This window comes from Phenylobacterium zucineum HLK1 (assembly GCF_000017265.1).
Classification (GTDB): Bacteria; Pseudomonadota; Alphaproteobacteria; order Caulobacterales; family Caulobacteraceae; genus Phenylobacterium; species Phenylobacterium zucineum.
Genome location: NC_011144.1, coordinates 152,064 through 166,655, shown reverse-complemented (window position 1 = coordinate 166,655; position 14,592 = coordinate 152,064). Strand labels below are relative to the sequence as shown.

Here is a 14,592-nt window from a genome sequence, read left to right as displayed (position 1 = left end):
CGACATCGGCCCGCCCCGCGCTTTCCGAGTGTCGCGCGATGGGCGTTGAATTCCATGGCGTTTCCGCGCCGGCCGGGACGACAGGAAGAGCGGCGATCTAGGATCTCCGCCCCGCAGGTTCAACCCGGCCGCGACGCGACGCCAGGCGCCCGGACAAGCTGCGGCGCCAGGGCCGTGTTTAGATGATCCGGCGGAAGGGGGCTAGCGCCGGCTGGCGGCCCCCGCTTTGGGCCCCGGCTTGGGGCTTCAGACCTCGACCATGTCGAAGTCGCTCTTGGGCGTGCCGCAGAGGGGGCAGCGCCAGTCGTCGGGCAGGTCGCTCCAGCGGGTGCCGGGCGCCAGGCCCTCGCCCGGATCGCCGTCGGCTTCGCTGTAGAGATAGCCGCAGGTCCGGCACTGCCAGGTCTTGTAGGGCTCGGTCTTGTTGGGCTCGGCGCTCACGTCAGGCGTGCTCCGTCGCGGGGCCGGGCGCGAAGGCCAGGCGAAGGGTGTCGAGGCTGGTGCGGCGGATCGCGTCCAGGTCGATGTCCGGGTCGACCAGCCACTGCACCGACAGGCCCAGCAGCAGGCCGCCGACCATCAGCGCCGCCGACTGCGGGTCGATCTCGCGCCGGATCCCGCCCTCGGCCTGGCCGCGCATGACCAGCTCGGCGAGCCTCGCCTTCACCGCCTCGTGGGTGCGGGCGAACGCCGCCCGCAGGGGCGAGGCGTCGGCCACCGCCCCGGCCAGCAGCATGAAATAGGCCCGGGTCGCCTGCTCCTCGCGCAGGTGGCTAAGGTAGAGGTCCACGTAGGCGAGCACCGCCTCCAGGCCCGGCCGGTCGTCGATGTGGTGCAGGACCAGCATCTGCGCCTGGCGTTCCTGCAGGTCGGCGATCAGCGCCTCGATCAGCCCGTCCTTCGAGCCGAACTTCTGGGTCGCCAGGCCCCGGCTGTAGCCGGCGCTGCGCCCGATGGCCTCGAACGTCGCCGCCGAGACCCCGCCCTCGGCCACCACCTTCGCCGTCGCGTCCAGCAGGCGCCGCCCGGACTCGTCGCTCCGCTCGGCCTGGGTCCGCCGCGCTGGCGTGAGGCCGGGTGGAAGGCCCGGAACCTGCAGGGTCTCGCTCATGTAACCCTGGTACTTATTTGTTGAACGTATAGCAAGTTGCGCCTATGCCGTAGGGCAAGCCCGCGGACACAGCGGGACCCGGAGGAACAGCGCCCATGATCCCGCAGGACGTCGCCAACACCATCGTGGACCCCAAGGCCTATGCGGCCTGGACGCCGATCGAGGAGGCGTTCGGCTACCTGCGGCGCGAGGCCCCGCTGGAGCAGGCCCAACCCGAGGGCTTCGACCCCTTCTGGGTGGTCACCCGCCAGGACGACATCCGCGCCGTCGAGCTGCAGAACGAGCTGTTCCACAACGGCGACCGCTCGACCGTGGTCACCACCATCGAGGCCGACAAGAAGGTGCGGGCGCTGATGGGCGGCTCGCCGCACCTCGTCCGCTCGCTGGTGCAGATGGACAACCCCGACCACGGCAACTACCGGCGCCTGACCCAGGGCTGGTTCCAGCCGCAGAACCTGCGCGCCCTCGAGGAGCGGATCCGGGTGATCGCCCGCGGCTTCGTCGACCGCATGGCCGCCCACGGCGGGCGCTGCGACTTCGCCAAGGACGTGGCCTTCCTCTATCCGCTGCACGTCATCATGGAGGTGCTGGGCGTCCCCGAAATCGACGAGCCCAGGATGCTGAAGCTGACCCAGGAGCTGTTCGGCAACGCCGACCCCGAGCTCAACCGGTCGGCCGGCCAGCTGCAGGACGTGGACCAGGCCCTGCTCGCCCTGCAGGGGACGATCGCGGACTTCATCGCCTACTTCAACGAGATGACCGAGGACCGGCGGGCCAAGCCGCGCCAGGACGTCGCCAGCATCATCGCCAACGGCATGATCGAGGGTAAGCCGCTCGGGCACCTGGAGGCGATGAGCTACTACATCATCGTCGCCACCGCCGGGCACGACACCACCTCCTCCACCACCGCCAGCGCGCTCTGGGCCCTCGCCGAGAACCCGGCCCAGTTCCGGGCGGTGAAGGACGACCTGTCGCTGGTGAAGGGGCTGATCGAGGAATCGATCCGCTGGGAGACGCCGGTGAAGCACTTCATGCGCACCGCCACCGACGACGCCGAGCTCGCCGGGAAGAAGATCGCCAAGGGCGACTGGCTGTTCCTGAGCTATCCGTCCGGCAACCGGGACGAGGCGGTGTTCGACAACCCCTACGCCTTCGACGTGACCCGCTCGCCCAACAAGCACGTCGCCTTCGGCTACGGCGCCCACGTCTGCCTCGGCCAGCACCTGGCGCGGATGGAGATGCGGATCCTCTGGGAAGAGCTGCTGCCGCGCCTGGAATCCGTCGAACTGGACGGTCAGCCCCGGCGCATGGAAGCCAGCTTCGTCTGCGGCCCGAAGTCGGTGCCGGTCCGTTTCAAGATGAACTGAGGCGGGGGTCCCTGCCACATTTCCGGAGAGCGCCGCATTTCCGGAGAGCGGCTCCACCCGACGGTGGTGCCCAGGAGAGGACTCGAACCTCCACGGCCGTTAAGCCACTGGCACCTGAAGCCAGCGCGTCTACCAATTCCGCCACCTGGGCCCCGTCCGTAGGATCGGGAGGCGGCTACATATGGCGCCCGCCGCCCCCGGTCAACGGCGGCGCGGCAGAAGGTTTGAAGTCGCATTGCGGCGCGGGGCCGCATCGTCTAATCGGCAGGCTCCCGCGGACCCATTTTCTTGAGGCGGCCGGCCCAGATGCAGAACCTCGTCACCGTCTTCGGCGGATCAGGCTTCGTCGGAACCCAGGTGGTGCGCCAGCTCGCCAAGGCCGGTTGGCGGATCCGCGTGGCGGTGCGCAACCCGAGCCTGGGCTACGCCATGCGCCTGCACGGCGACGTCGGCCAGATCGACGTCGTCCAGGCCAACATCCGCGACCGCGATTCCGTGGCCCGGGCGCTGGAGGGCGCGACGGCTTCGGTGAACCTGGTGGGCGTGCTCTACGAGGCGGGCCGCCAGGGCTTCCAGGCCGTCCACGTCGACGGCGCGCGGACCGTCGCCGAGGTGGCGGCCGCCGAGGGCGTGACCCGGGTGGTGCAGATGTCCGCCCTGGGCGCCGCCGCGGACAGCGCCTCGAAGTACGCCCGCACGAAGGCCGAAGGCGAGGCCGCCGTGCGGCAGGTCCGCCCCGACGCCGTGGTCGTGCGCCCCTCGATCGTGTTCGGGCCCGAGGACGGCTTCTTCAACAAGTTCGCCTCGATGGCCCAGGTCAGCCCGGTGCTGCCGCTGATCGGCGGCGGGACGACGCGGTTCCAGCCGGTGTTCGTCGGCGACGTCGGCAAGGCGATCGCCCGCATGGTCACCGACAGCGCGGCGGCCGGCCAGACCTACGAGCTGGGCGGTCAGGCGGTCTTCACCTTCCGCGAGCTGATGCAGCTCATGCTGGCCGAGACGGGCCAGCGCCGCCTGCTGCTGCCCGTGCCGTTCGGCGTGGCGGGGATGCTGGGCGCGCTGGGCGACGTGATGGCCATGGTGCTGCCGCCGCCGGTCACCTCCGACCAGGTGACGCTGCTGCGGAGCGACAACGTGGTCAGCGGCTCGCTGCCGGGCCTGCCCGAGCTCGGGATCACGCCGACGACGCTCGAGGCGGTGCTGCCGACCTACCTCTATCGCTACCGCCGGGGCGGCCAGTACGCCGACCAGGAAGCGCGCGCCGTGGCCGGCGGCCACGCCTGACGATCCGCTAGCCGATAAACGCCAGGCCCAGCAGGCCCAGGGCGCCGACCGCGATCCGCCACCAGGCGAAGGGCGCGAAGCCGTGGCGGCCCACGAAGTCGACCACCTTGCGCACGGTGATGATCGCCGCGACCAGGGCGCAGACGAAGCCCAGGGCGATGATGCCGGCGTCGTCGGCGCTGAGCAGCTTGTAGTTCTTGGCGAGGTCGACGGTGAACGCGCCCGCCATGGTGGGCATGGCCAGGAAGAACGAGAACTCGGCCGCCGAGCGCTTGTCGCAGCGCATCAGGAGGGCGCCCGCCACGGTCGCGCCCGACCGCGAGACGCCGGGGATCAGGGCCAGGCACTGGAACAGGCCGATGATGAAGGCGGTCTTCAGCGGGAAGGCGCCGGCGTCCGTGTAGACCGGCTCGCGCTGGATCCGGTCCACCGCCAGCAGTGCGAAGCCGCCCAGGATCAGGCTGACGCAGATCACCGCGGGCGTCTCGAACAGCACCGCCTTGATGTAGTCGTGCAGCAGGAAGCCCGCGAAGCCCGCCGGCAGGAAGGCCAGCACGATCGAGGCCACGAAGCGCCGCGCGGCCGGGTCCGTGTGCAGGTGGGTCGCCACCGACCAGAGCCGGCCGAAGTAGACGCTGATCACCGCCAGGATCGCGCCCAGCTGGATCATCACCTCGAACACCTTGCCGGTCGAGTGGAAGCCCAGGAAGTGGCCGAGCAGCAGGATGTGCCCGGTGGACGAGACCGGGATGAATTCGGTCAGGCCTTCGACGACGCCCAGGATGATGGCCAGGACCCAATCGGGCATCGGCGGCTCCGCGTGAACAGGGATGAAGGGGGTGAAGAGGGCGGCACTATGGTGAAGAAGCGGTTCATCTCAAAATTGGACTAATTTTCGAGAGGCGCTCGCAGCAGCACTGATGGAGCAGCCCAGAACGATTCTGATAGTCCCGTTTTTGTATGATCATCTTTCCCGCCACGGCGCCGCCCCTTAAATGCGCGGCCAACCGGGAGGAGGCGCCCCCATGGCCGAGAAGATGCTGAAGTTCACGACGACGCCGCGCGCGACGCCCGAGAAGCGGCCGGCCATGGCGCGCTCGCACGACTTCCACGAGATCTACAAGGACTTCATCGACGCCAAGGCCGCCGAGCAGGCCTCGCGCTGCTCGCAGTGCGGCGTGCCGTTCTGTCAGACCCACTGTCCGCTGCACAACAACATCCCCGACTGGCTGCGGATGACCGCCGAGGGCCGGCTCGAGGAGGCCTATGCGCTGTCGCAGGCCACCAACTCCATGCCTGAGATCTGCGGCCGCATCTGCCCGCAGGACCGCCTGTGCGAGGGCAACTGCGTCATCGAGCAGTCGGGCCACGGCACCGTCACCATCGGCGCGGTCGAACGCTACCTGACCGACAAGGCCTGGGAGATGGGCTGGGTCAAGCCGCTGGTCCCCGGCGCCGACCGCGGCCAGTCGGTGGGGATCGTCGGCGCGGGCCCCGCGGGCCTGGCCGCCGCCGAGCGCCTGCGCGAGATGGGCTACGCCGTCACCGTCTACGACCGGCACGACCGCGCCGGCGGTCTGCTGATCTACGGTATTCCCGGCTTCAAGCTGGAGAAGGACGTCGTCGAGCGCCGCACGGCGCGGCTGGCCAAGGGCGGCATCGAGTTCCGGCTGGGCTTCGAGGTCGGCCGCGACGCCACCCTGGCCGAGCTGCGCGAGCGCCACGACGGGGTGCTGCTGGCGACCGGCGTCTATGCGGCCCGCGACCTGACCGTGCCCGGCGCCGGCTCGGAGGGCGTCGTGCCCGCGCTCGAGTACCTGATCGCCTCCAACCGCGAGCAGCTCGGCGACGGGGCGGTCGAGCCCCGCCTCAACGCCGCGGGCAAGCACGTCGTCGTGGTCGGCGGCGGCGACACGGCCATGGACTGCGTGCGCACCGCCATCCGCCAGGACGCCGCCTCGGTGACCTGCCTCTACCGCCGCGACCGGGCCAACATGCCGGGCTCGGCCCGGGAGGTGGGCCACGCCGAGGAGGAGGGCGTGGTCTTCGAATGGCTGGCCGCCCCCAAGGCGATCACCGGCGAGGCCCTGCAGGCCGCCGGCGTGCGCGCCGCGCGCATGCGCCTTGGCCCGCCCGACGCCTCGGGCCGACAGAGCCCGGAGGAGATCGAGGGCGCCGACTTCGAACTGCAGGCCGAGATGGTCATCAAGGCGCTGGGCTTCGACCCCGAGGACCTGCCCGCCACCCTCAAAGCCGACGGCCTGTCGGTGACCCGCTGGGGCACCCTGAAGACCGACCTGCGCTCGATGATGACCTCGATCCCCGGCGTGTTCGCCGCCGGCGACGTCGTCCGCGGCGCCAGCCTGGTGGTGTGGGCGATCCGCGACGGACGCGACGCCGCCGAGGCCATGCACCGCTACCTGACCGCCCACGCTGGGGCCGCCCTGATGGCGGCGGAGTGACGCCGATGACCGACATCCTGACCCGCTACGAGACCGATCGGCAGCGCCTCCTGGAGGCCAACGGCGGCTACGACATCACCGCCCAGCACGACGCCTGCGGCGTGGGCCTCGTCTGCGCCATCGACGGCAAGCCGCGCCGCGAGGTGGTGGAGCTGGCGATCCGCGCCCTGAAGGCCGTCTGGCACCGCGGCGCCGTGGACGCCGACGGCAAGACCGGCGACGGCGCCGGCGTGCTGGTGTCGGTCCCGCAGGACTTCTTCGCCGCCCACGTGGAGGCGATCGGCCACAAGGTGCGCCCCGGCCCCATCGCCGTCGGCCAGGTGTTCCTGCCGCGCACCGACCTCGCCGCCCAGGAAGCGGCCCGGACGATCGTCGAGAGCGAGGCCCTGCGCTTCGGCTTCTACATCTACGGCTGGCGCCAGGTGCCGACCGACACCTCGGTGATCGGCGAGAAGGCCAACGCCACCCGCCCCGAGATCGAGCAGATCATGCTCTCGCCGCCCCTGGGCCTGGAGGGCGAGGCGCTGGAGCGCGCCCTCTTCCTGTGCCGCAAGCGGATCGAGAAGCGCGTGGCGCAGGCCAACATCCAGCACTTCTACATCTGCTCGCTGTCCTCGCGGTCCCTGATCTACAAGGGGATGTTCCTCGCCGAGCACATCGACACCTTCTACCCCGACCTGAAGGACCCGCGGTTCATGGCCGCGGTGGCGATCTTCCACCAGCGCTACTCGACCAACACCTTCCCCGAGTGGCGGCTGGCCCAGCCGTTCCGGATGCTGGCCCACAACGGCGAGATCAACACGCTGAAGGGCAACACCAACTGGATGAAGTCGCACGAGATCCGCATGGCGGCCTCGGCGTTCGGCGACTACCAGGACGACATCAAGCCGGTGATCCAGCCGGGCAGCTCGGACAGCTCGGCCCTCGACAACACCTTCGAGGTGCTGGTGCGCGCGGGCCGCGACGCGCCGATGGCCAAGACCCTGCTGATCCCCGAGGCGTGGAACACCCGCACCGACGAGCAGATGAAGGCCTCGCACCGGGCGCTCTACGCCTACTGCAACGCGGTGATGGAGCCGTGGGACGGCCCGGCCGCCGTCTGCGCCACCGACGGCCGCTGGGTCGTGGCCGGCAAGGACCGCAACGGCCTGCGCCCGCTGCGCGTGGCCGAGACGCGGGACGGCCTGCTGATCGTCGGCTCCGAGGCCGGCATGTGCCGCGTCGACGAGGCCCGCATCGTGCGCAAGGCGCACATCCAGCCCGGCCGCATGCTGGCCGTGGACCTGACCGAGGGCCGCCTCTACGCCGAGGAGGCGATCATCGACCGCCTCGCCGGCCAGCATCCCTACGACCGCTGGCTCGGCAACATGGTCGAGCTGGAGGAGAAGATCGGCCCCGGCCCCGAGGCGCGGATGTTCCCGCGCGAGGAGCTGGTGCGCCGCCAGGCCGCCGCCGGCATGACGCTGGAGGACCTGGAGCTGGTCCTGGCCCCCATGGTCGAGGAGGCCAAGGAGGCGGTGGGCTCGATGGGCGACGACACGCCGCTGGCCGTGCTGTCGAACGAATACCGGCCGCTGTCGCACTTCTTCCGGCAGAACTTCAGCCAGGTGACCAACCCGCCGATCGACTCGCTGCGCGAGACGGCGGTGATGAGCCTGAAGACCCGCTTCAAGAACCTGGGCAACGTCCTGGCCGAGGACGAGACCCAGACGGACGTGTTCGTGCTGAACTCGCCCGTGCTGACCAACGGCATGTACGAGCGCGTGGTCGGGGTCATCGGCGAGAAGAACATCGCCGAGATCGACTGCACCATGCCGATCCCCGGCGAGGACGCCCGGTCGGGCGAGGCCCTGCGGGCCAACCTCGACCGCATCCGCGCCGAGGCCGAGGAGGCCGCCCTGCGCGGCTGCTCGACCATCGTGCTGACCGACACCGCGACCGGTCCCGAACGGGTCGCCCTGCCGATGATCCTGGCCACCGGCGGCGTCCACGCCTGGCTCGTCGCCAAGGGCCTGCGCAGCTACGTCTCGATCATCGTGCGCTCGGCGGAGTGCCTCGACACCCACTACTTCGCGGTGCTGGTCGGCGTCGGCGCGACGGCGGTGAACGCCTACCTCGCCCAGGAGAGCTTCCTCGACCGCCAGGAGCGCGGCCTGACAGGCGAGCTGTCGCTGCGCGAGCTGTGCCTGAACCACAAGAAGGCCATCGAGGGCGGCCTCCTGAAGATCATCTCCAAGATGGGGATCAGCGTCATCTCCTCGTACCGCGGCGGCTACAACTTCGAGGCCGTCGGCCTGTCGCGCTCGCTCGTGGCCGAGTTCTTCCCGGGCATGCCCTCGCGCATCTCCGGCATCGGCCTGGCCGGCCTGGAGGCCAAGGCGGTCGACCTGCACCGCCGCGCCTGGAACCCCGCGGCCCTCTCCCTGCCGGTCGGCGGCTTCTACAAGTCGCGGCGCGCGGGCGAGGCGCACGCCTTCGAGGCGCGCTCGATCCACACCCTCCAGAGCGCCTGCGACCGCGGCGACTACCAGCTCTACAAGCGCTACTCCGAGGCCATGCGGGCGATGCCGCAGATCCAGCTGCGCGACCTGCTGGAGTGGCGGGCCGAGGGCCGGCCGGTGGACATCGACGAGGTCGAGAGCGTCAACGAGATCCGCAAGCGCTTCGTCACGCCGGGCATGAGCCTGGGGGCGCTGAGCCCCGAAGCCCATGGCGCGCTGAACATCGCCATGAACCGCATCGGCGCGAAGTCGGTCTCGGGCGAGGGCGGCGAGGACCGGGCGCGCTACAAGCCCCTGCCGAACGGCGACAACCCCAACTCGGCGGTCAAGCAGATCGCCTCGGGCCGGTTCGGCGTCACCGCCGAGTACCTGAACCAGTGCCGCGAGATCGAGATCAAGGTGAGCCAGGGCGCCAAGCCCGGCGAGGGCGGCCAGCTGCCCGGCTTCAAGGTCACCGAGATGATCGCCCGGCTGCGGCACGCCACCCCCGGGGTGATGCTGATCAGCCCGCCGCCGCACCACGACATCTATTCGATCGAGGACCTGGCCCAGCTCATCTACGATCTGAAGCAGATCAACCCCGACGCCCGGGTGACCGTGAAGCTGGTCGCCATGACCGGCATCGGCGCGATCGCGGCGGGCGTGGCCAAGGCCAAGGCGGACATCATCCTGATCTCGGGCAACGTCGGCGGCACCGGCGCCTCGCCCCAGACCTCGATCAAGTACGCCGGGGGCCCGTGGGAAATGGGCCTGTCCGAGGCGCACCAGGTCCTGACCCTGAACAACCTGCGCCACTTCGTGCGCCTGCGCACCGACGGCGGCATCCGCTCGGGCCGGGACGTGGTGATCGCGGCCATGCTGGGGGCCGAGGAGTTCGGCATCGGCACCGCCAGCCTGATCGCCATGGGCTGCATCATGGTGCGCCAGTGCCACTCCAACACCTGCCCGGTGGGGGTCTGCACCCAGGACGAGGCCCTCCGCGCCAAGTTCACCGGCACGCCCGAGAAGGTGATCAACCTCTTCACCTTCATCGCCGAGGAGGTGCGCGAGATCCTGGCCTCGATCGGGGCCCGCTCGCTGCAGGAGATCGTCGGCCGCACCGACCTGCTGATGCAGGTCTCGCGCGGCGGCGAGCACCTGGACGACCTCGACCTCAACCCGCTGCTGGTGAAGGCCGACCCGGGTGCGAACAAGCCCTATTGCACCATCGTCGGCCGCAACGAGGTGCCCGACACCCTCGACGCCCAGATCGTCCGCGACGCCGCCCCGGTGTTCGACCGCGGCGAGAAGATGCAGCTCACCTACACCGTGGCCAACACCGCCCGGGCCATCGGCACCCGCACCTCGTCGATGATCGTGCGCAAGTACGGCATGGACGGCCTGGCGCCCGGCCACCTGACGGTCCAGCTCAAGGGCTCGGCCGGCCAGAGCCTGGGAGCCTTCGCGGTCCAGGGGCTGCGGCTGGAGGTGACCGGCGAGGCCAATGACTACGTCGGCAAGGGCCTGTCGGGGGCGACCATCGTGGTGAAGCCCTCGCCGCATCTGGCGCCCGACGCCCGGCGCAACGCGATCATCGGCAACACCGTGCTCTACGGCGCGACCTCGGGCCGGCTGTTCGCCGCGGGCCTGGCCGGCGAGCGCTTCGCGGTGCGCAACTCGGGGGCGACGACCGTCGTCGAGGGCTGCGGCGCCAACGGGCTGGAATACATGACCGGCGGCACGGCCGTGATCCTTGGGCCCGTGGGCTTCAACTTCGCGGCCGGCATGACCGGCGGCATGGCCTTCGTGCTGGACGACGCCGGCGACTTCCACGCCTCCCTCAACGCCGAGAGCGTGGTCACCTGCCGGGTCGCCAGCGCCCACTGGCAGGGCGTGCTGAAGGACCTGATCGAGGAGCACGCCCGCGAGACCGGCTCGGCCCTGGCCCAGGACCTGCTGCGCAACTGGGACGAGGCCCTCGGCCGCTTCTGGCAGGTCTGCCCCAAGGAGATGGTCGGCCGCCTCGACCATGCCCTGGAGGCCGAGGAGGTCGTGCATAGGCGGGCCTAGAGCCAGGACTCCTCCCCCTCAGGAGGAGGGGGAGGACGTCACACCAGCTCAGGCTCCGGGCCCACGTAGCGGGCCCGCGGGCGGATGAGGGCGTCGGTCTGGCCCTGCTCGATGGCGTGGGCGATCCAGCCGGCGCAGCGGGCGACCGCGAACAGGGCGAAGGGCGCGTCCTTCGGCAGCCGCAGCGCCTCGCAGGCGGCCAGCAGGGCGAAGTCGACGTTCGGCGCCTGGCCCGCGACCTCCATCACGGACCGCTGGAGCGCGGCGAGCGCCGGCGGCGGCTCGAACCGGTCCAGCAGGGCCGCCGCGCGCGGATCGCCGTCCGGATAGAGCGGATGGCCGAAGCCCGGCAGCGCCCGATCCTCGGCCAGGCGGCGGGCGATGGCCTCCGCCGGCCCGCCTTGCGCCGCCTCGGCCACGAAGGTCCGCACGGCCGCCGTCGCCCCGCCATGCCGCGGACCCGACAGCGTGGCCAGACCCGCGAGGGCGGCGGACGAGAGCGAGGCCCCTGTCGAGCCCGCCACCCGCGCCGCGAAGGCCGAGGCGTTCAGCTCATGGTCGGCGACCAGCACCAGGATGCGCCGGATCAGGTCCGCCCCCGGCCCGCCGGGCCCCTGCCCCCAGGCCAGGGCCAGGCGGTTGTGGATCGCCCCGCCGCCGACCTGGCCGGCGACGGCGTCGGTCAGCACGTCCAGCAGGGTGGCCGCCTCGACCGCCAGCACCAGGGGCGCGCGGCCGCGGGCCGGCGGATCGGACGCGGCCCGGGCGGCGAGCGCCAGGAACGCCCGCGCGCGCAGGTCGGGCCCCTGCGGCGGCTCGGGCCGGTCGGTGCGTTTCAGGGCCGCGCCGTGGCCGCCGCGCAGCAGGCGCGCGACCGCCTCCAGGGTCTCGGTCTCGGCCAGGCGGATGGCGTCCCGGCCGCGGTAGTAGAGCCGCCCGCCCGAAACGGTGGTGATCGCGGAAGCCAGCACCGGCTCGCCCCAGCTGATCGCGCCGGCGGCGACGTCGGCGGCCTTGCGGCTGCGGGACTTGCGCTCGGCGAGGTTCGCGATGTCGGCCGCGCGATAGAGGCTGCGCCGCGAGTCGCCGGGGTCGGGCCGCACCTGCACCCGGCCGCGGCTGACATAGGCGTAGAGCGTCTGCGGCCGCACCCCGAGGCGGGCGAGGGCGTCTTCGGCGGAAATCCAGTCGCGCTGAGGCATTTATATTGATCATATTGATCAAGATTGACGACAGGAGCCTGGAGGCAAATCTCCCGTCCGACAAGAGCAATGGAGGCCGATATGTCGGACGGACTTGAAGGCGTGGTCGCGGCGCGCACCGTGCTGTCGGAGGTGGACGGCCAAGCCGGCCGGCTGATCATCCGCGGCCGCTCGCTGGACGAGCTGGCGGGGCGGACGCGGTTCGAGGATCTGATCGCCCTGCTGTTCGAGGGCTTCTACGACCTGCCGGCCGACCTGGCCGGCGCCCTGGGCTGGGCGCGGTCGGAGGTGTTCGCCGAGGTGGCGGCCCTCGACACCGGTCTCCTCGACCGCACGCCGGTCGAGGCCGTGCGGGCGCTCATGGCCCGGCTGCCGGACGGCGACGACACCGCCACCGCGCTGCGGCTGCTGGCGGCGCCTTCGGTGTTCACCGCCGCGGTGGTGCGCGCGCAGGCCGGAGAGGCGCCCGTGGAGCCCGACCCGGGCCTGTCCCATGCGGCCGATACGCTGCGGATGCTGCGCGGCGCGGCGCCGTCGAAGGCCGAGGCCGACGCGCTGGACGCCTATCTCGTGACCGTCAGCGACCACGGGCTGAACGCCTCCACCTTCGCCGCGCGGGTGGTGGCCTCGACCCGCGCCGGCCTGACCAGCGCGGTCCTGGCCGGGATCAGCGCCCTGAAGGGCCCGCTGCACGGCGGCGCGCCGGGGCCGGTGATCGAGATGCTGGACGCCATCGGCGAGCCCTCGAACGCCCGCGCCTGGATCGAGGCGGCGCTCGGCCGGGGCGAGCGGCTGATGGGCTTCGGCCACCGGATCTATCGGGTGCGCGACCCGCGGGCCGATGCGCTGAAGCGGGCGGTGAAGTGGCTGGACGCCCGGCAGGGGCGGCTGGAGTTCGCCGAGGCGGTCGAGGCGGCGGCGCTCGCGATCCTGCGCGAGAAGAAGCCGGACCGGCCGCTGGACACCAACGTCGAGTTCTACACCGCCCTCCTGCTGGAGGGGCTCGGCTTCCCGCCGGCGGCCTTCACCTGCGTCTTCGCCATGGGCCGGACGGCCGGCTGGCTGGCCCACGCCCGCGAACAGCTGGCCGGGGGCCGGCTGATCCGCCCGCAGTCGGTGTACGTGGGTCCCGCGCCAATGCGGGCGGCTTAGGATGAAGCAGGGCTGATGAGAGGCTGAGCCGGCCCTTCAGGACGAAAGAGGGGCCGCACTCGCGATGCGGCCCCTCATCCGTCGTTCTTCCGGCGACACCTTCTCTCCCGAGGGAAGAAGGCGTGTCGCTCAGACGTCCAGCAGCAGGCGCTGCGGGTCCTCGATGGCTTCCTTGACGTGGACCAGGAAGGTCACCGCGCCCTTGCCGTCGACGATGCGGTGATCGTAGCTGAGCGCAAGGTACATCATCGGCCGGGCGACGATCTGGCCGCCGACCACCATCGGCCGCTCCTGGATCTTGTGCATGCCGAGGATGCCCGACTGCGGGGCGTTCAGGATCGGCGTCGACATCAGCGAGCCGTACACGCCGCCGTTCGAGATGGTGAACGTGCCGCCCTGCAGGTCCTCCAGCGCCAGCTGGCCGTCGCGGGCCTTCTTGCCGAGCGCGCCGATCTCCTTCTCGATCTCGGCCAGGCTCATCATGTCGGCGTCGCGGACGACGGGCGTCACGAGGCCCTTGTCGGTGCCCACCGCGACCGAGATGTCGTAGTGGTTCTTGTAGATGATGTCCGTGCCGTCGATCTCGGCGTTGACCTCGGGCACCTGCTTCAGGCCGTGGATCACCGCGCGGACGAAGAAGCTCATGAAGCCCAGCTTCACGCCGTGCTTCTTCTCGAACTGGTCCTTGTACTGGTTCCGCAGGGCCATGACGTTCGTCATGTCCACCTCGTTGAAGGTGGTCAGCATGGCCGCGGCGTTCTGCGCCTCCTTCAGCCGGCGCGCGATGGTCTGGCGCAGGCGGGTCATGCGGACCCGCTCCTCGCGCTCGTGCAGCTCGCGCGGCGCGGACGGTGCCTGCGGGGCGGCCGGCGCCTTGGCGCGGGACTCCAGCGCGGCGAGGGCGTCGGCCTTGGTCACCCGGCCGTCCTTGCCGGTGCCCTGAATGGCGCCGGCGTCCAGCTTGTTCTCGCCGACGATCCGCTGGGCCGACGGCGCCAGCACCTTCTCGGCCTTGGCCCCTCCCTGGGGAGCCGACGTATCCGGCACCGGGGCCGAGGTCGGGACGGCCTTGCCGGGGGTCGGCTCGGGCTGCAGCTCGCCGGCCGGGACCGGCGTCGGCGTGGACGACGGGGCGGCCGCCTTGGGCGCCTCGGCCTTCGGCGCCGGGGCGCCGGCGCCTTCGGTGATGCGGCCCAGCACGGCGCCGGGCTCGACCGTCGCGCCTTCGTCGGCGGCGATCTCGGCCAGCACGCCGTCGGCGGGGGCGGCCACTTCCAGGCTCACCTTGTCCGTCTCGAGCTCGACGAGGATCTCGTCCTTGCGGACGGCGTCACCGGCCTTCTTCGTCCAGCGCGCCACCGTCGCTTCGGTGACGGATTCGCCCAGCGCTGGCGTCATGATGTCGGCCATTTGGGGATTTCGCTCCTTATCGGGTCTCGGACACAAACAGAGTGCGGGTCAGGG

At 71.2% G+C, this 14,592-nt stretch carries 10 protein-coding genes and 1 tRNA gene; 5 read left to right on the top strand and 6 right to left on the bottom strand.

Annotated elements, in window-relative coordinates; all coding sequences use genetic code 11:
- Nucleotides 1–246: 246 nt before the first annotated feature.
- Both PHZ_RS00920 and PHZ_RS00915 read right to left on the bottom strand, forming a co-directional pair.
- Nucleotides 247–441, bottom strand: a complete 195-nt coding sequence (locus PHZ_RS00920; RefSeq protein ID WP_012520732.1) for a rubredoxin — start codon at nucleotides 439–441, stop codon at nucleotides 247–249.
- A 1-nt stretch (nucleotide 442) separates the two neighbouring features.
- Nucleotides 443–1,111: a TetR/AcrR family transcriptional regulator gene (locus PHZ_RS00915; RefSeq protein ID WP_012520731.1), complete on the bottom strand. Its 669-nt coding sequence runs from the start codon at nucleotides 1,109–1,111 to the stop codon at nucleotides 443–445.
- 95 nt (nucleotides 1,112–1,206) lie between these two features.
- Here PHZ_RS00915 and PHZ_RS00910 point away from each other — a divergent pair, with 95 nt between their 5' ends.
- Nucleotides 1,207–2,478: a cytochrome P450 gene (locus tag PHZ_RS00910; protein ID WP_012520730.1), complete on the top strand. Its 1,272-nt coding sequence runs from the start codon at nucleotides 1,207–1,209 to the stop codon at nucleotides 2,476–2,478.
- Nucleotides 2,479–2,542: 64 nt separating this feature from the next.
- Here PHZ_RS00910 and PHZ_RS00905 read toward each other — a convergent pair.
- Nucleotides 2,543–2,629 (bottom strand) — tRNA-Leu (locus PHZ_RS00905).
- Between the two features lie 155 nt (nucleotides 2,630–2,784).
- Here PHZ_RS00905 and PHZ_RS00900 point away from each other — a divergent pair.
- Complete coding sequence (locus PHZ_RS00900; RefSeq protein ID WP_012520729.1) at nucleotides 2,785–3,762, top strand: complex I NDUFA9 subunit family protein; 978 nt, start codon at nucleotides 2,785–2,787, stop codon at nucleotides 3,760–3,762.
- Between the two features lie 7 nt (nucleotides 3,763–3,769).
- Here the strand turns inward: PHZ_RS00900 and PHZ_RS00895 are convergent, their stop codons facing one another.
- A complete protein-coding gene (locus PHZ_RS00895) occupies nucleotides 3,770–4,570 on the bottom strand; it encodes an undecaprenyl-diphosphate phosphatase (RefSeq protein ID WP_012520728.1) in 801 nt (266 codons plus the stop codon).
- Nucleotides 4,571–4,787: 217 nt separating this feature from the next.
- Here PHZ_RS00895 and PHZ_RS00890 point away from each other — a divergent pair, with 217 nt between their 5' ends.
- Nucleotides 4,788–6,224, top strand: coding sequence for an NAD(P)-dependent oxidoreductase (locus tag PHZ_RS00890; protein ID WP_012520727.1), 1,437 nt, complete (start codon nucleotides 4,788–4,790; stop codon nucleotides 6,222–6,224).
- Nucleotides 6,225–6,229: 5 nt separating this feature from the next.
- Complete coding sequence (gene gltB, locus PHZ_RS00885) at nucleotides 6,230–10,774, top strand: glutamate synthase large subunit (RefSeq protein WP_012520726.1); 4,545 nt, start codon at nucleotides 6,230–6,232, stop codon at nucleotides 10,772–10,774.
- 38 nt (nucleotides 10,775–10,812) lie between these two features.
- Here gltB and PHZ_RS00880 read toward each other — a convergent pair whose 3' ends face one another.
- A complete protein-coding gene (locus PHZ_RS00880; RefSeq protein ID WP_012520725.1) occupies nucleotides 10,813–11,976 on the bottom strand; it encodes a citrate synthase in 1,164 nt (387 codons plus the stop codon).
- Nucleotides 11,977–12,057: 81 nt separating this feature from the next.
- Here PHZ_RS00880 and PHZ_RS00875 point away from each other — a divergent pair, with 81 nt between their 5' ends.
- On the top strand, nucleotides 12,058–13,128 hold the full coding sequence (locus PHZ_RS00875) for a citrate synthase/methylcitrate synthase (RefSeq protein ID WP_012520724.1): 1,071 nt from the start codon (nucleotides 12,058–12,060) through the stop codon (nucleotides 13,126–13,128).
- Nucleotides 13,129–13,257: 129 nt separating this feature from the next.
- Here PHZ_RS00875 and odhB read toward each other — a convergent pair whose 3' ends face one another.
- Nucleotides 13,258–14,538, bottom strand: coding sequence for a 2-oxoglutarate dehydrogenase complex dihydrolipoyllysine-residue succinyltransferase (gene odhB / locus PHZ_RS00870; RefSeq protein WP_012520723.1), 1,281 nt, complete (start codon nucleotides 14,536–14,538; stop codon nucleotides 13,258–13,260).
- Nucleotides 14,539–14,592: the final 54 nt, after the last annotated feature.